The sequence below is a fragment of the Streptomyces bugieae genome (genome assembly GCF_036352915.1).
Taxonomy (GTDB): Bacteria; Actinomycetota; Actinomycetes; order Streptomycetales; family Streptomycetaceae; genus Streptomyces; species Streptomyces endophytica.
Genome location: NZ_JAZBJP010000012.1, coordinates 153,977 through 173,620 on the forward strand (window position 1 = coordinate 153,977; position 19,644 = coordinate 173,620).

At 74.7% G+C, this 19,644-nt stretch carries 11 protein-coding genes; 9 read left to right on the forward strand and 2 right to left on the reverse strand.

Translation table 11 applies throughout. The annotated features are described in order from the left end of the window. Positions 1-109 precede the first annotated feature (109 nt). From V2J85_RS20860 to moeZ, 4 genes are all read left to right on the forward strand, one after another. Positions 110-1,648, forward strand: a complete 1,539-nt coding sequence (locus V2J85_RS20860) for a hypothetical protein (RefSeq protein WP_330822425.1) — start codon at positions 110-112, stop codon at positions 1,646-1,648. Positions 1,649-1,922: 274 nt separating this feature from the next. Beyond that, entirely contained in the window at positions 1,923-2,879 is a 957-nt protein-coding gene (locus tag V2J85_RS20865; protein WP_261955818.1) for an NAD-dependent epimerase/dehydratase family protein, read from the forward strand. After that, on the forward strand, positions 2,867-3,631 hold the full coding sequence (locus V2J85_RS20870; RefSeq protein WP_261955817.1) for a spherulation-specific family 4 protein: 765 nt from the start codon (positions 2,867-2,869) through the stop codon (positions 3,629-3,631). The genes V2J85_RS20865 and V2J85_RS20870 overlap by 13 nt, the downstream gene beginning before the upstream one ends. A 73-nt stretch (positions 3,632-3,704) precedes the next feature. After that, complete coding sequence (moeZ, locus tag V2J85_RS20875) at positions 3,705-4,883, forward strand: adenylyltransferase/sulfurtransferase MoeZ (RefSeq protein WP_261955816.1); 1,179 nt, start codon at positions 3,705-3,707, stop codon at positions 4,881-4,883. Between the two features lie 144 nt (positions 4,884-5,027). On the opposite strand, the gene V2J85_RS20880 is transcribed toward moeZ, so the two are convergent. Further along, entirely contained in the window at positions 5,028-7,988 is a 2,961-nt protein-coding gene (locus V2J85_RS20880) for a flippase-like domain-containing protein (protein WP_330822426.1), read from the reverse strand. Between the two features lie 189 nt (positions 7,989-8,177). On the opposite strand from V2J85_RS20880, the gene V2J85_RS20885 reads away from it, so the two are divergent. The 5 genes from V2J85_RS20885 to nudC all read left to right on the forward strand — a co-directional run bounded on the left by V2J85_RS20885 (position 8,178) and on the right by nudC (position 18,799). Then, entirely contained in the window at positions 8,178-8,618 is a 441-nt protein-coding gene (locus V2J85_RS20885; protein ID WP_315975451.1) for an MGMT family protein, read from the forward strand. 221 nt (positions 8,619-8,839) lie between these two features. Continuing rightward, positions 8,840-12,250, forward strand: coding sequence for an ATP-dependent helicase (locus tag V2J85_RS20890; RefSeq protein ID WP_419836812.1), 3,411 nt, complete (start codon positions 8,840-8,842; stop codon positions 12,248-12,250). Between the two features lie 448 nt (positions 12,251-12,698). Continuing rightward, entirely contained in the window at positions 12,699-16,370 is a 3,672-nt protein-coding gene (locus tag V2J85_RS20895) for an ATP-dependent helicase (RefSeq protein WP_330822427.1), read from the forward strand. Between the two features lie 10 nt (positions 16,371-16,380). Continuing rightward, positions 16,381-17,787, forward strand: coding sequence for a dipeptidase (locus V2J85_RS20900; protein ID WP_330822428.1), 1,407 nt, complete (start codon positions 16,381-16,383; stop codon positions 17,785-17,787). A 76-nt stretch (positions 17,788-17,863) separates the two neighbouring features. Further along, positions 17,864-18,799 (forward strand): NAD(+) diphosphatase, encoded by a 936-nt coding sequence (gene nudC, locus V2J85_RS20905; protein WP_261955810.1) that lies wholly within the window; start codon positions 17,864-17,866, stop codon positions 18,797-18,799. 381 nt (positions 18,800-19,180) lie between these two features. On the opposite strand, the gene V2J85_RS20910 is transcribed toward nudC, so the two are convergent. Then, entirely contained in the window at positions 19,181-19,426 is a 246-nt protein-coding gene (locus V2J85_RS20910) for a mycoredoxin (RefSeq protein WP_030417138.1), read from the reverse strand. Positions 19,427-19,644 lie beyond the last annotated feature (218 nt).

The window sequence follows — 19,644 nt, forward strand, 5'->3', positions numbered from 1 at the left end:
GGGAGCACGCCGCGGGCATCCGTTCCGCAGGCGGTTCCGTAGGCGGTTCCGCAGGCCGTTCCGTAGGCGCCACCCACGCGTCGGCGGTCCCGGTGAGGGGGGACGAACGATGACCGCACCGGACAGCGGCACCCCCGGCGCCCTCCGGAACAGCGCGGCCGACGGCCCCGCGGAGCCCGCCCCCGAGCCCCGCAAGGCCGCCACCGCCCGCGCCGCCCGCCGCGGCCCCGCCGACCCCGTGCGCGCCCTGATGCACCGTCACCAGGCGCTCTGCGCCCACGCCGTCGACCCGCTGGAGATCGCCGCCGGCCTGGAGGCCCACGGCGTCACCGACCGCACCGCCGCCCGCTTCCGGCACCGGGACGTCTTCTCCCTCGCCGAGGAGCTCTACGCCCGCGTACCGCGCGCGGAACCCGGCACGGTGGGAACGGCGGCCCGCCCGGGCGCGAGCGCGGCAGAGCGAGCCCTGGACGGCACGGCGGGGGAGTGGGGGGCGGACGGTGGGGCGGACCGCGGGACGGGGGGCCATCCCCTGGACGACGCGGACGGAACGCCGTACGTCGGCGCGGAAGGAACGCCGTACGTCGGCGGCCTGACCCTGACGGGGCGGCCCTACGGCGGTGGAGCGGCGGGCCCGCCGTACGCCGGCGGGGGGGCGGGGAGGAGGTGCTCCGAGGGTGCCGGCAGGCCGCGGATCTTCTCCCCCGCCCCCTCCCCCCTCTCCCCCTTCGGGGGAGGGGGCGGGGGGTGGGTTCGGGGGTGGGGGGGACGCTGCGCCGCGACGCTGCACCTCCTCCCCGGCGCCCTCTGCGCCGCCACCCTCGCCGCCCTCGCCTCCCTCGGTAGCGCGGCAACACCCCAGGCCCGTACGGCTGTTGGCGTCACCGGGCTGGTGCTGACCGCCCTCGCCGTCCGGCTGGCCGTACGCTCCGGACCGCTCCGCCCCCGCCACCCCGGCACCGGCCCCCGCGCCACCACCCTGTGGACCTGCTGGACCGTCGGCTACACGCTCGCCGGTGACCGGCTGCTCGCCCGACTGCTGCCCGGCGGCCCCGACCTGCCGGCCGCCCACCCCCGCCCCGCCCTCGCCGCCGCCGTCGCACTCGCCCTCGCCGTGCTCCCCGCGGCCGGCTGCGCCCGCTGGTTCGCCGTACGCGGCCGCCGGGCCCTGGCCGCCAGCCGCGGCCTGGGCGAGTTCGCGAGCCGCATCCGGCCGCTGCTGCTCGGCACCACCCTGCTCTTCCTGGCCGCGCTGACCGCGCTGCTCCTCGGCGCCCGGGCGGCCCTCGACGGGAGCGACGGCGGTGCCCTCCCGGTGGTGGCCATCCTCGCCCTCGGGCTGCTGCTCTTCCTCGCCCGGCTGCTCACCGTCCACGGCTTCCCCGAGGCCGCCGCCCTCGGCCTGGCCGCGGCCGCCGCCCTGGAGGCGCTCGCACCCGCCCTCGCCCTGCTCGCCCGGCTCCCCGGCGCGCCCCCGCTCGACGCCCCGGTCCGGGCGCTCGCCGCCGCCGTCGGACCGGCCGCGGTCCCCGCCCTGGCCTGCACCGCCGCCGCCCTCGGCCTCCTCGCGTACGGCCTGCGGGCGCTCACCGGCGCCTGCGCGCACTCACCCGCCCCCGCGCGCCCCGCGAAGGCGCCCCGGCCGTGACCCTCCCGACGGCCACCGGCCCGTACCCCCAGCCCGCCCCACCCGGGCGCCCGCACCACGCACCACCGCCGCGGAGGCACCCGGCAACGGCCTCCCCGGCACCTCCGGCCGCGGCGGCCCGCCCGCCGCGGACCGCGCCCCCCACCCGGCCCCCGTCACCACGGCGGACGCCGACCCCCCGGCCGGAGCGCACGCACTTCCCACCATCCTCCTTAGGAGCACGCCACATGAACGTCCACCCGACCGAAGCCCGACGGCACCGGGGGGTCGCACGATGAGGGTGCTGCTCATCGGCGCCAACGGCTACCTCGGCCGCTATGTCGCCGACCGCCTGCTCGCCGACCCCGCCGTCCAGCTCACCGCCCTCGGCCGGGGCGACGACGCCGACGTCCGCTTCGACCTGGCCACCGGCAGCCCCGGGGCGCTCACCCGTTTCCTCGACGCGGTCCACCCCGGCGTCGTCATCAACTGCGCCGGCGCCACCCGCGGCGGCGCCCGCGAGCTGACCCGGCACAACACCGTCGCGGTCGCCACCATCTGCGAATCGCTGCGCCGCAGCGGCTGCGGCGCCCGCCTGGTCCACCTCGGCTGCGCCTCCGAGTACGGTCCCTCGCAGCCCGGTTCGTCGACCGCCGAGGACGCCGTGCCGCGCCCCGGCGGCCCGTACGGCGTCAGCAAACTGGCCGCCACCGAACTCGTCCTGGGCTCCGGCCTCGACGCGGTCGTGCTCCGGGTCTTCTCACCGGTCGGCCCCGGTACCCCGGCCGGCTCCCCGCTCGGCCGGCTCGCCGAGGCCATGCGCCGCGCCATGCAGTCCGGCGACAACGAACTCAAGCTCGGCGGGCTCGGCGTGCAGCGGGACTTCGTCGACGTCCGCGACGTCGCCCGCGCGGTGCACGCCGCCTCGCTGTCCGCCGCGCAGGGCGTCGTCAACATCGGGACCGGCCGCGCGGTACGGCTGCGCGAGGCCGCCTCGGTGCTCGCCCGGGTCGCCGGCTTCGGCGGCGCGCTGCACGAACTCGACTCCCCGCCGGCCCGCCTCGTCATCCCCGGCCCGGCCGGCGACCACCCGGTCGGTTCGCCGCCCGCCACCTACCCGTACCCGGACGGCTGCGGCACCTGGCAGCAGGCCGACGTCCGCACCGCCCGCGACCGGCTCGGCTGGCGCCCCCGGATCGTCCTGGAGGAGTCCCTCGCCGACATCTGGATGGAGGCCGCGTGTCGCATCTGACCACCCCCGCCGGCCCCACCCGCGCCCCGACCGGCGCCGCCCCGCTCGGCCTGGGCGTGCCCGGCTTCGCCCATCCGCTGCTCGCGCCCACCGAATGGGCCGGACTGCTCCACTGCGGGCCGGGCCTGGTGCACTGGGCGGTGCTCGACGTGTCCAACGGGCCCGGCGCCCGCCCCGACCCGCACTGCGCCCCGGCCGCCGCCCGCCTGCGTGAGACGGGTGTCCGGGTACTGGGACGCCTGGACCTCGGCCGGGGCACCCGCCCCTTCGGCGAGCTGCTCTCCGACGCCCACCGCTACCTGGAGTGGTACCGCGTCGACGGCTTCTGGCTGGACCGCACCCCCACGGACCGGGCCCTGCTGCCCGCCACCCGGCGGATCACCGCCGCCCTGCGCGTCCTGTGCCCGGACGGCCACCTCGTCCTCGGGCACGGCAGCCACCCGCACCCCGGCTACGCCGAATCCGCCGACCAACTCGTCACCTTCGCCGGCCGATGGGCGGACTACCGCTGGTCACAGGTGGCGGAGTGGACCGCCGACCACCCTCCGGAGCGGTTCTGCCACCTCGTGCACAGCGTGCCGCGGACACACCTGGACGAAGCGCTGCGGATCGCCCGCTGGCAAGGTGCGGGCACCGTGTACCTCACCGACCGCCGGGGCGGGGCCGCCGACGCCGTCGGAACCGCCTGGGAATCACTGCCCGGCTACTGGGACGAATTCGTCTCGCGCATCGGAACGGGTGTCTCGGAATGAAGAAGGGCGTGGCAGTGTTACGGGAAGACAACCAGTCCTCAGATACCGACCAACCCCCTTGATGAGGTCATCCGTGTCGCTGCCACCCCTGGTCGAGCCCGCTTCGGAGCTCACCGTCGACGAGGTCCGCAGGTACTCCCGCCACCTGATCATTCCCGATGTCGGAATGGACGGGCAGAAGCGGCTGAAGAACGCCAAGGTGCTCTGTGTCGGCGCCGGCGGCCTGGGCTCGCCCGCGCTGATGTACCTGGCCGCGGCCGGCGTCGGCACCCTCGGCATCGTGGAGTTCGACGAGGTCGACGAGTCGAACCTGCAGCGCCAGATTATCCACAGCCAGGCGGACATCGGCCGCTCCAAGGCCGCGTCCGCCAAGGACACGGTGCTGGGCATCAACCCGTACGTCACGGTCAACCTCCACGAAGAGCGCCTCGACTCCACGAACGTCATGGAGCTCTTCGCCCAGTACGACCTGATCGTGGACGGCACCGACAACTTCGCCACCCGCTATCTCGTCAACGACGCCTGCGTGCTGCTGAACAAGCCGTACGTCTGGGGCTCGATCTACCGCTTCGACGGTCAGGCGTCGGTCTTCTGGTCCGAGCACGGTCCCTGCTACCGCTGCCTGTACCCGGAGCCCCCGCCGCCGGGCATGGTGCCCTCCTGCGCCGAGGGCGGCGTCCTCGGTGTGCTGTGCGCCTCCATCGGCTCCATCCAGGTCAACGAGGCCATCAAGCTGCTCGCCGGCATCGGTGACCCGCTCGTCGGCCGCCTGATGATCTACGACGCGCTGGAGATGACGTACCGTCAGGTCAAGGTCCGCAAGGACCCCGACTGCGCGGTCTGCGGCGAGAACCCGACCGTCACCGAGCTCATCGACTACGAGGCCTTCTGCGGCGTCGTGTCCGAGGAGGCCCAGGAGGCGGCGGCCGGCTCGACGATCACTCCGCTGCAGCTCAAGGAGTGGATCGACGCCGACGAGAAGATCGACATCATCGACGTCCGCGAGCCCAACGAGTTCGAGATCGTCTCCATCCCCGGCGCCCGGCTGATCCCCAAGAACGAGTTCCTGATGGGCACCGCCCTCCAGGACCTCCCCCAGGACCGCAAGATCGTCCTGCACTGCAAGACGGGCGTCCGCTCCGCCGAGGTGCTCGCCGTCCTGAAGTCCGCGGGCTTCGCCGACGCGGTCCACGTGGGCGGCGGCGTCATCGGCTGGGTCAACACGGTCGAGCCGGAGAAGCCGGTCTACTGATCAATCCGGTCCACTGATCGAGTCGCTGGGCTGATCACCGCGCCCTGACGGCGCCGAAGGCGCCGGTCCGTACGTCACGGACCGGCGCCTTCGCGTTACCCGGCTGTGCCCGGCCGCCCCAGGGGCCCGGGGCGGCCGGGCGGGTCAGATCTCGCCCTTGCGCGTCAGATACGTGAAGGCCAGCCAGCCCGGCAGGACCGGCAGCCAGAAGACCATCAGCCGGAACAGCAGCACCGCCGGGAACGCGGTGTCGCCGGGCAGGCCCGCGATGGTCAGCGCGGTGATCAGCGCACCTTCGACGGCGCCCACACCGCCCGGTGTCGGGGCGGCCGACCCCAGCGCGTTGCCGGCGAGGAAGGCGACCGCGATGCTCGCGTAACTGATCTTGTCGCCGCCGCCGAACGCCCGGATCGACGCGTCCAGGCACATCACGTTCGCCGCCGTCAGCAGCAGCATCCCGCCGATGCCGGTGACCAGCTTCCGCGGCCGCTGCAGGATGTCCAGCATCCGCGGCACCACACCGGCGAACAGCGACCGCACCCGCGTCGAGACGAACTTCCGCAGCACCGGCACGGCCGTGACGACCAGCACCAGCACGGCCACGGTCAGCAGCCCGGCGATGACCGTACGGGACGGCGAGATGTCCTGGGTCTGCTCGGTGCCGGTCAGATAGCCGAAGGCCAGCAGCAGCAGGATGTGGCTGCCCAGCCCGAACAGCTGCGAGGCGCCGACGCTCGCCACCGCCAGCCCGGGCCGGACCCCGGCACGCTGCAGGAAGCGGGTGTTGAGCGCCACCCCGCCGATCGCGGCGGGCGCCACCAGCTTCACGAAGTTGCCGGCGATCTGCGCGATCATGGTCCGGACGAACGACACCTTCTCCGTGACGAACCCCAACAGGCTCATCGCCGCCGCGATGTACGTCGTCGCCGAGAAGAACATCGCCACCAGCACCCACACCCACTGGGCCTCGCTGACGACGTCGCCGAGGTTGAAGTTGGTGAGCTGGGACAGCAGCAGGTACACCGCGAAGGCACCGGCGATCCAGCTGATGAGGATCCGCGGGCTGAGCCGCTCCAGCTTCGCCGGCTCGATCACCGCGGTGGGCCGGATCAGCAGCACCTGCCGGCGGATCTGGGCCAGCAGGTCCTCCTCGCGGGCCTCCTCGCTCGCCTCGTCCAGGGCCCGCTTCTCGGCGTTCTTCTCCGCGTGCCGCTCGGCCCGCAGCGTCCTGCGGTCCTTCGGGGCCGCCTCCCGGGCCTCCCGCGCCTCCTTGGCGGCCTGCGACGCCGCCAGCACCGCCTCCCGCTCCCGCTTGGCACGCTCGCGGGCCAGCTGGCGCAGCGTGGCCCGGGTGGTGCGGCTCAGCGCGATCGGCTGGAGCAGCGGCAGACTGTCCGCGACCGCGTCCGGGCCGAGCACCTCGACGGCCGCCGCCACCGCCCGTTCCGCGCCGACCCGCAGGCCCAGAGTGACCAGCAGCTGGGCGATGTCCATCCGCAGCACGAGGTCACCGGCCGCGATCTCCCCGCCGCGCAGCTCGGTCAGCACGATGTTGCCGGAACGATCCACCAGCAGCGCGTCGCCGACCAGCCGCCGGTGCGCGATCCGCCGCGACTGCAGCGCCTCGACCTGCCGCCAGGCGCTGTGCATCAGCGCGTCGGTGATCTCCTCGTCGGCCAGCGAGTCGAAGGTGCGGCCCCCGATGTGCTCGTAGACCAGCATCACCGCGTCCGGGCCGAGCTCGGAGGTGGCGATCAGCTTGGGGGCGTGGGCGCCGGCCGCGATGGCCGCGTACGCCAGCAGTGCCTCCTGCTCCAGGGCCTGGCGGAGCGACTGCAGGCTGCGGCGCTGGTTGATGCCGCGCAGCGACAGCCGGCGCCAGACCCGGTAGAAGAAGCCCTGGGCCTGCTGCTCGCGGTCGACCACGGTGACGTCGATCGGCGGGCCGTCCTCCAGGGTGACGAGGTAGCGGCGGCCGCGGTCGGCGTGCTCGTTGTTCTCGGGGTTGGCGGTGTCCTCCGCGCGCAGCGCGCTGACCGGGCGGAAGCCGACCCGGCGCAGCCCGGCGAGGAGGTTCTGCCCGGTGGGGCGGACGTTGGGGGAGCCGACGGCGTAGAGGGTGCCGAACGCCACGGTCCAGCCGATCAGCACCGTCGTGATGATCGCGAACGGGGTGGTGTAGCGGCCGACCAGCACCGCGAACGCGTCGAGCAGCAGCACGCCCCACATCGCGACCCGCCAGCGCGGCCGCCGGGACATGCCCACCGCCGTCATGTAGGCGATCACCGGCGCCAGATAGCTGTGCACCGGCGCGGAGAGCGAGCCGTTCGCCAGCGGCTGGGTCAGCGCCACCCTGATGGAGGCCGGGGCGGACTCGGCCACCCACAGGTCGGTGGCGAGCGACACCCCGTGCGCCAGGACGGCGGCGAGCACACCGTCCGCGATCCGCAGCCCGTCCCGCTTGACCAGCCGCTCGACGGCGAACGCCACCGGCACGATCAGCACCGCGACGCTGGCGGTCAGCCCGGCCAGATTGATCAGCAGCGGGGGAGTGGCGCGCGCGCCGGTGCCGATGTCCCGGGCCAGGCCCGCGGTGGTGCCGTGCGCGAACGTGGCCAGACCGAGGACCAGGGCGATGCCGGCCATGCCGAGCAGCAGCCGCAGCAGGTCGGAGGGCCGGTGCACCCGGGCGGGCAGCAGCGGCTCGTCGCCGGAGACCCGGTCGACGTGGAACTCGCCGTGCTCGTCGGCGGCCGCCCCGTCGCGGTGCGAACCCGCCCGGGACGTCCCACGGGCCGCGACCGGGCCCGGCTCGGCGCCCTTGCCGTGCTCCACGTGCGCGTCGTCCTTGGCCTGCTGCTGTTGCCGGTCGCTCCTCGGCTCCTCCTCGTGTCCCTTGGGTGGTGCGGGCTCCTTGGGCCCTTCCGGCCTCTGGGACGCCCCCGGTCGTTCGGCCTTCTTGATCGTGCTCGCCTTTTCGGTAGCGGAAGCCGTGGCCGGCCTCCGTTGGTGCTTCCCCTCGACGGGCAGCGCTTCAGGGGCGCCCGCCTCCCGTGGAGGCGCCGCGCCCTGCTGCTCGGCCGTCTCTTCTTGATCTCGTATCACCAGTCACCGTCCGGAAGATGGTGGCACGGCCGACCGGTGGAGGGGGGCATCAGGGTGCATTTCGGGGTGACGGGAAGCGGAACCTCTGCCACCGCGCCGGGTCCGGTGGCGGCCGCCGCCGGCGTTTCCGAAGGGTGGTGGACCATGCGTCCGCTCCCATTGTCGGTGCCGTGCGGCAGGATGGACCGAATGAGTGGTACCGGAGACACGGCGCCCGGCGCCGACGCCGGGGAGCTGCCCGCCTATGCCGAGCGGGTGCTCTCCGTCGCCGAGCTGATCCCGGCCGGCCGGGTCATGACGTACGGCGATGTCGCGGAATATCTCGCAGAAGAGGGGCAGCCCGAAGGGCTTCCAGCGGAGGGCGGTGGTGGGCGACGGGTGGGCGGCCCCCGACAGGTCGGCAGGGTGATGGCGCTCTACGGCGGAGCGGTCCCCTGGTGGCGGGTGGTGCGCGCCGACGGGCGGCTGCTGCCCGGCAGCGAACTGCGCGCCCTGGCCCACTACCGCGACGAGGGCACCCCGCTGCGGGCCGCGTCGCAGGGGAGCGACGACCACATACCCAAGATCGATATGCGGCGCGCCCGTTGGGACGGCCGGCAGGACGAGCGGGACGCCCCGTGGGACGACTGAGCCGCCCGGCGCCCGCACCGGCCGCCTCCCGGCCCGGCGGCCCGCGGACCGGTCCGCGGGCCGGGCGCCGACTGGCGTAGCGTCGGGCACCGCCCTCCCGGCGCCGGACGCCACCACGGCCCCGCCGCCCGGCCCCCGGCCATCCCGGCACCCCGCACGGCGGCGCGCCCCGCACCGCATCCGCACCACGACCAGCACCCTCCTCAGGACCGGCGATCCACGTGAGCTCCTCCTTCTCGGCCGTCCCGCCGACGCAGCCCCGCCGGGCGGCGCGGCAGGACGCCTCCGGCGCGTACCGACTGGTCCGCACGCCGCCGGAACGGGTGGACCCTCCCACCTTGGACGCAGCCCAGCGCGCCGTGGTTGACCACCGCGACGGCCCGCTGCTGGTCCTCGCCGGGCCCGGCACCGGCAAGACCACGACCCTCGTCGAAGCCGTCGCCCGCCGGGTCCGGGACGGCGCCGACCCCGAGCGGATCCTCGTCCTCACCTTCAGCCGCAAGGCCGCCGTCGACCTCCGCGACCGCCTCGCACTCCGCCTGCGCACCCTGGAGAAGCCGCGCCGCCGCCCCGGGAAACACGGCGACGGGCCGGGGACACCGCCCGCACCGGCCGGCATCCCGCAGGCCACCACCTTCCACTCCTTCTGCTACGCCCTGGTCCGCGCCCACCAGGACGCCGACCTCTTCGCCGACCCGCTGCGGCTGCTCTCCGGCCCCGAACAGGACCTCGTCGTCCGCGAACTCCTCCAGGGCCAGGCCGACCTCGCCGGCGAGGGCCGGGCCGCGATCAGCTGGCCCGACGACCTCCGCGCCTGCCTGACCACCCGCGGCTTCGCCGACGAGGTCCGCGCCGTGCTCGCCCGCAGCCGCGAACTGGGCCTCGGCCCGGACGCCCTCGGCGCCTTCGCCCGCCGCACCGGCCGCCCCGACTGGCACGCCGCCGCCGGCTTCCTCGCCGAATACCTCGACGTCCTCGACGGCCAGGGCATCCTCGACTACGCCGAACTCGTCCACCGCGCCGTGCTCCTGGCCGAACGCCCCGACGTCGCCGCCGAACTGGCCACCGCCTACGACGCCGTCTACGTCGACGAATACCAGGACACCGACGCCGCCCAGGTACGACTGCTGCGCGCGCTCGCCGGCAACCACACGGCGGCCGCCGCCCCCGGTACCCCCGGCCGCACCCTCGTCGCCCTCGGAGACCCCGACCAGTCGATCTACGCCTTCCGCGGCTCGGACGTCAACGGCATCCTCGACTTCCCCGAAACCTTCCGCCGCGGCGACGGCACCCCCGCCCCCGTCGCCGTCCTCGGCACCTCCCGCCGCTCCGGCGCCGCCCTGCTCACCGCCACCCGGCAGCTCACCCACCGGATGCCGCTCACCCGCCTCCCGGCCGCCAAGGTCCGCGCCCACCGCGAACCCACGCCCGTACGGGACGGCGGCCGCGTCGAGGCGTACACCTACCCCACACCCGGCGCCGAACTGGACAACGTCGCCGACATCCTGCGCCGCGCCCACCTGGAGGACGGCGTGCCCTGGCGCGACATGGCCGTCCTCGTCCGCGCCGGCGGCCGCTCCATCCCCGCCGTCCGCCGCGCCCTCACCTCCGCCGGCGTCCCCCTCGACATCGACGGCGACGAACTCCCGCTGCGCCACGAACCCGCCGTCGCCCCCCTGCTCACCGCCCTGCGCGCCGCGGCCCACGCCGCCCTCGGCCAGGACCCGGACGCCCCCGACGCCACCACACCGGGCTGGCTCGACGCCGACACCGCCCTCGACCTGCTCGCCTCCCCCCTCGGCGGCATGGACGCCGCCGACCTGCGCCGCCTCGGCCGCGCCCTGCGCGAGGAGGAACGCGCCGCCGGCGCAGCCCTGCCGCCCCCCTCCGACGCACTGATCGCCCGGGCCCTCGCCCACCCCCAGCGCCTGGTCGCCCACGACCCCGGCTACGCCCGCGGCGCCCAGCGGCTCGGCCTGCTGCTGCGCAAGGCCCGCGAACTCCTCGCCGGCGGCGGCACCGCCGAACAGGCCCTGTGGGAACTGTGGGACGGCACCCCCTGGCCGCAGCGCCTGGAACGCGCCGCCCGCCGCGGCGGCGCCGCCGGCCGCAACGCCGACCGCGACCTCGACGCCGTCGTCGCCCTCTTCGAGACCGCCGCCCGCGCCGAGGAACGCACCGGCGGCCGCGGCGCCCTCAACTTCCTGGAGGAACTCGACGCCCAGGACATCGCCGCCGACACCCTCGCCCGCCGCACCGTCCGCCCCGACGCCGTCCGGCTGATGACCGCCCACCGCGCCAAGGGCCTGGAATGGCGGCTGGTCGTCGTCGCCGGCGTCCAGGAAGGACTCTGGCCCGACCTGCGCCGCCGCGGCTCCCTCCTCGAAGCCGACCGGATCGGCCGCGACGGCCTCGCCGAACCCCTCACCCCCGGAGCCCTGCTCGCCGAGGAACGCCGGCTGTTCTACGTGGCCGCGACCCGCGCCCGCGACCGCCTCGTCGTCACCGCCGTCAAGGCCGCCGCCGACGACGGCGACCAGCCCTCCCGGTTCCTCACCGAACTCGGCGTCACCCCCCAGGACGTCACCGGCCGCCCCCGCCGCCCCCTCTCCGTCGCCGCACTGGTCGCCGAACTCCGCGCCACCACCGTCGACCCCGCGGCCAGCCCCGCCCTGCGCGACGCCGCCGCCCAGCGGCTCGCCCGGCTCGCCGCGCTGCACGACGACGACCACCGCCCCCTGGTGCCCGCCGCCCACCCCGACACCTGGTGGGGCATGAACGACCCCACCCACAGCCGGGTCCCGCTGCGCGACCGCGACCTGCCCGTCGTCCTCTCCGGCAGCGCCCTCGACCAGCTCGCCAACACCTGCGCCCTCCAGTGGTTCCTCGGCCGCGAGGTCAAGGCGGACAGCCCCGCCACCGCCGCCCAGGGCTTCGGCAACGTCGTCCACGTCCTCGCCGACGAGGTCGCCTCCGGACGCACCCCCGCCGACCTCACCGTCCTCATGGAACGCCTGGACTCCGTATGGGACGGGCTCGCCTTCGACGCCCCCTGGAAGTCCCGCCAGGAGAAGGACCACGCCCGCGCCGCCCTCGAACGCTTCCTGCGGTGGCACGTCATGGAGCGCGACGCCCTCGGCCGCGACCCCGTCGCCACCGAGCACCCCTTCGACGTCACCCTCCGGGCCGGCACCTACGAGGTCCGCATCCGCGGCAGCATGGACCACGTCGCCTCGGACGAACAGGGCAGGGCCTACGTCGTCGACTTCAAGACCGGCAAGCAGAAACCGACCGGCCCCGAGGTCGCCCGCCACCCCCAGCTCGCCGTCTACCAGCTCGCGGTCCGCGAAGGCGCGGTCGACGACGTCTTCGACGGCCGCACCCCCGAACCCGGCGGCGCCGAACTGGTCCACCTGCGCATCGGCGCCCCCCAGAAGGAGGGCGGCGACGCGCTCCCCGCCGTACAGGCCCAGCCGCCGCCGGACGGCGACTGGGTTGGCGACCTCCTCGCCACCGCCGCCGGCCGCGTCCTGGAGGAACGCTTCACACCGGCCACGGGCACGCACTGCACGCACTGCGCGTTCCGCGCGTCTTGCAGCGCGCAGCCGGAGGGGCGCCACGTTGTGGAATGACCCGTACGTACTTGGCTGTCCCGCCGCGGTGGTTTCTCGCCGTGGCGCCTGCGGCGGGCTGGGTGGGTTGTTGGGTGCGGTGACGGGCCGGAGGGGGTGCACGTAGTGCCGACGTGCGTGCAGGCAACGGATAAGGCCCGCCCCCAACCAGCTGAGAAACTCCCACTCACGGGAGGGGCTGGACCGGAGGACGGAGTCTGGAGGGCCGGCACCGCACCCGACAACACCACGCCCGCCGCCAGGCGCAACGGCGAACAAGCCCCGCGGCGGGAAAGCCGGGTACGTGCGGGGCGCCGCAAAGCGCGCAACGGCGACCAAGACCCGCGGCGAGAAAGCCAGGTACGTGGGAGGCGCCGCAAAGCGCAGCGCCCCGCGGCGGGAAAGCCAGGTACGTGGGGGAGCAGCCAAGCGCAGCGGATTGTCAGTGGGGGCCGTTACCGTTTTTTACGTGGCATCGCGTATTTCCGATCCCGAGCAGCTCAAGGAGCTCCTCGGGATCCCGTTCACCCCGGAGCAGACGGCGTGCATCATCGCGCCGCCCGCGCCGCAGGTCATCGTGGCCGGGGCCGGGTCCGGTAAGACCACGGTGATGGCCGCGCGGGTGGTGTGGCTGGTCGGCACGGGGCAGGTCGCCCCCGAGCAGGTGCTCGGGCTGACCTTCACCAACAAGGCCGCCGGCGAGCTCGCCGAGCGGGTCCGCACCGCCCTCGTCAGGGCCGGGGTGACCGACCCGGAGCCCGTGCCCGGGAGCGCCGAGGCCGATCCCGGCGAACCGCGCATCTCGACGTACCACGCCTTCGCGGGCCAGCTCCTCAAGGACCACGGCCTGCGCATCGGCCTGGAACCCAGCGCCCGGCTGCTCGCCGACGCCACCCGCTTCCAGCTCGCCGCCCGCACCCTGCGCACCGCCCCCGGCCCCTACCCGGCGCTCACCACCTCCCTGCCCTCCCTCGTGGAGGACCTCCTCGCCCTGGACGCCGAGCTCGCCGAGCACCTCGTCGACCCGGCCGAGCTCCGCGCGTACGACACCGGCCTGCTCGCCGCCCTCGACGGGGTCAAGCTCACCAACGCCGACCTGCGCAAGGTCCCCGACACCGCCCGCGCCCGGCTGGAGCTCCTCGACCTCGTCGCCGCCTACCGCGGCGAGAAGCGCCGCCGCGATCTGCTCGACTTCGGTGATCAGATCGCCCAGTCGGCGACCCTCGCCACCACCCGACCCGAGGTCGGCCGGATCCTGCGCGACGAATTCCGGGTCGTCCTGCTCGACGAGTACCAGGACACCTCCGTCGCCCAGCGACTCCTGCTCTCCGGACTCTTCGGCGCCGCGAACGGCACCCCCACCGGGCACGCCGTCACCGCCGTCGGCGACCCCTGCCAGGCCATCTACGGCTGGCGCGGCGCCTCCGTCGCCAACCTCGACGACTTCCCCGCCCACTTCCCCTTCGCGGACGGCACCCCCGCCCACCGCTACGCCCTCAGCGAGAACCGCCGCAGCGGCGGCCGCCTCCTCGACCTCGCCAACGGCCTCGCCGCCCCGCTCCGCCGCATGCACGAAGGCGTCGAAGCGCTCCGCCCCGCCCCCGGCGCCGAACGCGACGGCACGGTCCGCTGCGCCCTGCTGCCCACCCACGCCGAAGAACTCCGCTGGCTCGCCGACTCCCTCGCCCACCTCGTCCGCACCGGCACCCCACCCGGCGAGATCGCCGTCCTGTGCCGCACCGCCGGCGACTTCGCCCACATCCAGGGCGAACTCGTCGCCCGCGACATCCCCGTCGAGGTCGTCGGCCTCTCGGGACTGCTGCACCTCCCCGAGATCGCCGACCTCGTCGCCGTCTGCGACGTGCTCCAGGACCCGACCGCCAACGCCTCCCTCGTCCGCCTCCTGACCGGCCCCCGCTGGCGGATCGGCCCCCGCGACCTCGCCCTCCTCGGGCGGCGCGCCCGCACCCTCGTCCACCACGGCGGCCCGTCCGACGACCCCGCACAACGCCTCGCCGCGGCCGTCGAAGGCACCGACCCCGCCGAGACCCTCTCCCTCGCCGACGCCCTCGACACCTTCCTGGAGGCCGACGGCACCGACGACGGCCTGCCGTTCTCCTCCGAAGCACGGGTGCGCTTCGCCCACCTCGCCGCCGAGCTCCGCGACCTCCGGCGCTCCCTGGGTGACCCGCTCATGGACGTCCTCCACCGGGTGCTCGCCACCACCGGCCTCGAGGTCGAACTCTCCGCGTCCCCGCACGCCCTCGCCGCCCGCCGCCGCGAAACCCTCGGCACCTTCCTCGACATCGCCGCCGGATTCGCCGCCAAACAGGGCGGCGAATCCCTCGACGGCGACGCCACCCTCCTCGCCTTCCTCGGCTTCCTGCGCACCGCCGTCCAGTACGAGAAGGGCCTCGACAGCTCCCTCCCCGGCGGCGACAACACCGTCAAGGTGCTCACCGCCCACAAGTCCAAGGGCCTCGAATGGGACGTCGTCGCCGTCCCCGGCCTCGTCGCCAAGCAGTTCCCCAGCGAACAGTCCCGCGAGTCCTGGACCAGCCGCGCCAAGGTCCTGCCGCACGCCCTCCGCGGCGACGCCGCCACCCTCCCCGACGTCGAGGAGTGGGCCGCCCGCGGCCTCAAGGACTTCAAGGAGGCGATGAAGCGCCACCAGCAGACCGAGGAACTCCGCCTCGGCTACGTCACCTTCACCCGCCCCCGTTCCCTGCTGCTCGGCTCCGGCCACTGGTGGGGCCCCCACCAGAAGCGGCCGCGCGGCCCGTCCGCCTTCCTGGAGGCGCTGCGCGAACACTGCGAGGCCGGCCACGGCGAGATCGAGCACTGGGCCGACCCGCCCGAGGAGGACGCCGAGAACCCCACCCTCGCCGAGGCCGCCGCCGAACAGGCCTGGCCGCTGCCGCTCGACCCCGCCGCCCTGACCCGCCGCCGCACCGCGGCGGCCGCGGTCCGCACCCACCTCGCCCGCCATCAGGCCGCCCAGCCGCCCGCCGCCCCCTCCCTCCGCGCACCGTCCCCCGCGTACGACCCGGAGTGGCCGCCGGCCCCGCCGGAGGAGGAGTGGCAGGACGACCCGTACGGCATGCCGGAGGACGACCCGTACGGGTTGCCGGAGGACGACGAGGCGTACGGCGTGCCCGAGGCCGACCCATTCGAGGAACCGGACCCGTTCACGATCCCCGAGGCGGACCCGTTCGACGACGTTACGGGCATGCAGGACGTTCCGGGCGTCGAGGGCGATCCCGGTGCGGCCGCCGCGCCCCCGCGGCCCCGCATCGGCGCCCAGCGCACCGCCGAACCGGACCTCACCACCCCGGCCCCCGCCCACCAGGACGAGGGCGAGGACGAAGGGGACAACGAGGCCACCGGCCCGCACGCGCTGCTCCCCGAGGAGCGCCGCATCCTCGGCTCCTGGGACCGCGACCTGGAGGCGCTCGCCGACGAGCTGCGCCGCTCCCGCGCCACCGTCCGCGAGGTCCCGCTGCCCGCCGCACTCAGCGCCACCCAGCTGCTCCGCCTCGCCGCCGACCCGGACGGCTTCGCCCGCGAGCTGGCCCGCCCCATGCCGCGCCCGCCCCAGCCCGGCGCCCGCCGCGGCACCCGCTTCCACGCCTGGGTCGAGTCCCGCTTCGAAGAGCTCGCCCTGCCACTGCTCGGCCCCGACGAGCTGCCGGGCGCCGACGAGCCCGGTGCCGACGTGCCCGACGCCGACCGGATCACCGACGAACACGACCTGGAAACCCTCAAGGAGGCGTTCGCCCGCACCCCGTACGCCCACCGCACCCCCCACCGCGTCGAGGCGCCCTTCCAGCTGATCCTCGCCGGACGGGTGATCCGCGGCCGGATCGACGCCGTCTACAAGGAGCGCGGCCCCGACGGCGACCGCTACGAGATCATCGACTGGAAGACCGGCCGCACCCAGACCGCCGACCCCCTCCAGCTCGCCATCTACCGCCTCGCCTGGGCCGAACGGCACGGCCTGCCCCCCTCCGCCGTCGGCGCCGCCTTCCTCTACGTCCGCACCGGCGAGATCGTCCGGCCCGCCCGCCTCCCCGGCCGCGCCGGACTCGAACGCATCCTGCGGGGCGAGACCGACGACCGGCGTCCCCCGGAAGGCCGATAGGCTCGGTCGTATGAGCACAACCCCGGACAGCGCCGTCCGCGCGTACCTCGACAGCCACCGCGACGCCTTCCTCGACGACCTCGCCGAGTGGCTGCGCATCCCCTCCGTGTCCGCCGACCCGGACCGCGCCCCCGACGTACGCCGCAGCGCCGAATGGCTCGCCGCCAAGCTCACCGGCACCGGCTTCCCCACCGCCGAGATCTGGGAGACCGAGGGCGACGGCCTGCCCGCCGTCTTCGCCGAATGGCCCTCCGGCGACCCGTCCGCACCCACCGTGCTCGTCTACGGCCACCACGACGTGCAGCCCGCCGCCCGCGAGGACGGCTGGCACACCGACCCCTTCGCGCCGCAGATCCTCGACGGCAAGCTCTACGCCCGCGGCGCCGCCGACGACAAGGGCCAGGTGTTCTTCCACACCCTCGGCGTCCGCGCCCACCTCGCCGCCACCGGCCGCACCGCGCCCGCCGTCAACCTCAAGCTGCTCATCGAGGGCGAGGAGGAGTCCGGCTCCCCGAACTTCCCCGCCCTGATCGAGAAGCACGCCGACCGCCTCGCCTGCGACGCCGTGATCGTCTCCGACACCGGCATGTGGTCCAGGGACACCCCCACCGTCTGCACCGGCATGCGCGGGCTGACGGACTGTCAGATCGATCTGTACGGCCCCGACCAGGACATCCACTCCGGCTCCTTCGGCGGGGCGGTACCCAACCCCGCCACCGAGGCCGCCCGGCTGGCCGCCGCCCTCCACGACGCCGACCGCCGGGTCGCCGTCCCCGGCTTCTACGACGGCGTGATCGAACTCACCGGCCGCGAACGGGAACTCTTCGCCGAGCTGCCCTTCGACGAGGAGGAGTGGCTGCGCACCGCGCACTCCCACGCCACCCTCGGCGAGGCCGGCACCACCACCCTGGAACGCCTCTGGGCCCGCCCCACCGCCGAGGTCAACGGCATCGGCGGCGGCTACCAGGGCCCCGGCGGCAAGACCATCGTGCCGTCCACCGCCCAGCTGAAGCTCTCGTTCCGGCTGGTCGCCGGCCAGGACCCGGCCGCCGTCCAGCAGGCCGTACGCGACTGGGTCGCAGCCCAGCTCCCGCCCGGCATCCGGCACGAGATCACGTTCTGGGGCGCCACCCGGCCCTGCCTCACCCCGCTCGACCACCCCGCGCTCCAGTCCGTCGTCCGTGCCATGGGACGCGCCTTCGGCCAGAAGATCCGCTTCACCCGCGAGGGCGGCTCCGGCCCGGCCGCCGACCTCCAGGACGTCCTCGGCGCCCCGGTCCTCTTCCTCGGCATCTCCGTCCCCTCCGACGGCTGGCACGCGCCGAACGAAAAGGTCGAACTCGACCTGCTGATGAAGGGCGTCGAAACCGCCGCCCACCTGTGGGGCGACCTGGCGGAGACCTGGCAGCGGACCTGACCGCCCCGCGCCCGCCGCACCGTTCCGCGCCCGTACGCAGCAATCACCCACGCCACAGGGGGAGTTGGAAACAGCAGTGACCACCTGGACCGAGCACACCGCCGACCGGCCGATCACGTTCAGCGCGCCGAGCGGCATCGACCGCTCCGCCCACCACCGTCTCGACGAGGCATGGCTGGCGGCGGCCTGGAGCCACCCGACGACGCGCGTCTTCGTGGTGTCCGGCGGCCAGGCACTGATCGACGACACCCCCGACGGCCGCACCGAACTGATCATGACGCCGTCCTTCGAGGCGCCGCTGACCGAGGCGCACCGCTACTACCTCGGCACCGACGACGAGGGCGTCAGCTACTTCGCCCTCCAGAAGGACAGCCTCCCCGGCCGCATCGACCAGTCCGCGCGCCCGGCCGGCCTGCGCGAGGCGGGGCTCCTGCTCTCCCCCCGCGACGCCGGCCTGCTCGTCCACGCCGTCGCCCTGGAGAACTGGCAGCGGCTGCACCGCTTCTGCTCCCGCTGCGGCGAACGCACCGTGATCGCCGCCGCCGGCCACATCCGCCGCTGCCCCGCCTGCGGCGCCGAGCACTACCCCCGTACCGACCCGGCCGTGATCATGCTCGTCACCGACGAGGAGGACCGCGCCCTGCTCGGCCGCCAGGTCCACTGGCCCGAGGGCCGCTTCTCCACCCTCGCCGGCTTCGTCGAGCCGGGGGAGTCCATCGAGCAGTCGGTGGCCCGTGAGGTCTACGAGGAGGCCGGCGTCGTCGTCGGGGACGTGGAGTACGTGGCCAGCCAGCCCTGGCCCTTCCCCTCCAGCCTGATGCTGGGCTTCATGGCCCGCGCCACCTCGTCCGAGATCCAGGTGGACGGCGAGGAGATCGAAGAGGCCCGCTGGTTCTCCCGCGAGGACCTCCGCGCCGCCTTCGAATCCGGCGAGGTCCTGCCGCCCTACGGCATCTCCATCGCCGCCCGCCTGATCGAGCTCTGGTACGGCAAGCCGCTGCCGAAGCCGTGACGGGGTGAGGCGGGCGAGACCGCACGCGCGCAGGAAGCCGCAGGCGCGCAGGACGCCGCATGGGCACAGGAAAGGGCCGCCGTCCGATTCCATCGACTGCTCGACGGAACCGGACGACGGCCCTTGACGGTGGTGCACGTACACCTCGGTCCCTCACCGGGATCTGAGGTGCACGTCGGTCCCTCTCGGTTCCTCACCGGGATCTGAGGTGCACGTCGGTCCCTTTCGGTTCCTCGCCGGGACTGGGGTGCACGTCGGTTCCTCACCGGGACCCTGGGTGCACGTCGGTCCGTCCCGGTTCCTCACGGGGACCTGGGGTGCACGTCCGTCCCTCACCGGGACCTTGGGGTGGCGGGCCTCAGGCGGCCCGCCGGGCGGCCGTCAGGCCACGCCCACCTTCTGCTTGACCTGCGCCAGGGACGGGTTCGTCAGCGTCGTACCGTCGGCGAAGAGCACGGTCGGCACCGTCTGGTTGCCGCCGTTGGCCTTCTCCACGAACGCCGCGGACTCCGGGTCCTGCTCGATGTTGATCTCGGTGTACGCGATTCCCTCACGGTCCATCTGGCTCTTCAGCCGACGGCAGTAACCGCACCAGGTGGTGCTGTACATCGTCACAGTGCCCGCCATGCGCCCCGCGCTCCTTCGTCAGTCGTGTTCCTCGTACCGCCCACTCGGCGCGGCCATGGGACACAACGCACGGGGTGGGCGAGCAATTCCCGGGGGCTTCGGTGGGGGGTGCCCGGGGCTGCGGGGGCTCCCCGGGGCTGCCCGGGGGCTGCCCCCGCCCCCTGCCCCCGCCTCGCCCTCACGCCACCCCTGCTCCTGCCCCGCCTTCGCCTCACTCT

Bases quoted from the DNA above. Each gene is read 5' to 3' on its own strand.
- V2J85_RS20885 (WP_315975451.1), top strand. From the start codon at position 8,178: ATGAGTGGTACCGGAGACACGGCGCCCGGCGCCGACGCCGGGGAGCTG.
- V2J85_RS20910 (WP_030417138.1), bottom strand. From the start codon at position 19,426: ATGGCGGGCACTGTGACGATGTACAGCACCACCTGGTGCGGTTACTGC.
- V2J85_RS20865 (WP_261955818.1), top strand. From the start codon at position 1,923: ATGAGGGTGCTGCTCATCGGCGCCAACGGCTACCTCGGCCGCTATGTC.
- V2J85_RS20900 (WP_330822428.1), top strand. From the start codon at position 16,381: ATGAGCACAACCCCGGACAGCGCCGTCCGCGCGTACCTCGACAGCCAC.
- V2J85_RS20860 (WP_330822425.1), top strand. From the start codon at position 110: ATGACCGCACCGGACAGCGGCACCCCCGGCGCCCTCCGGAACAGCGCG.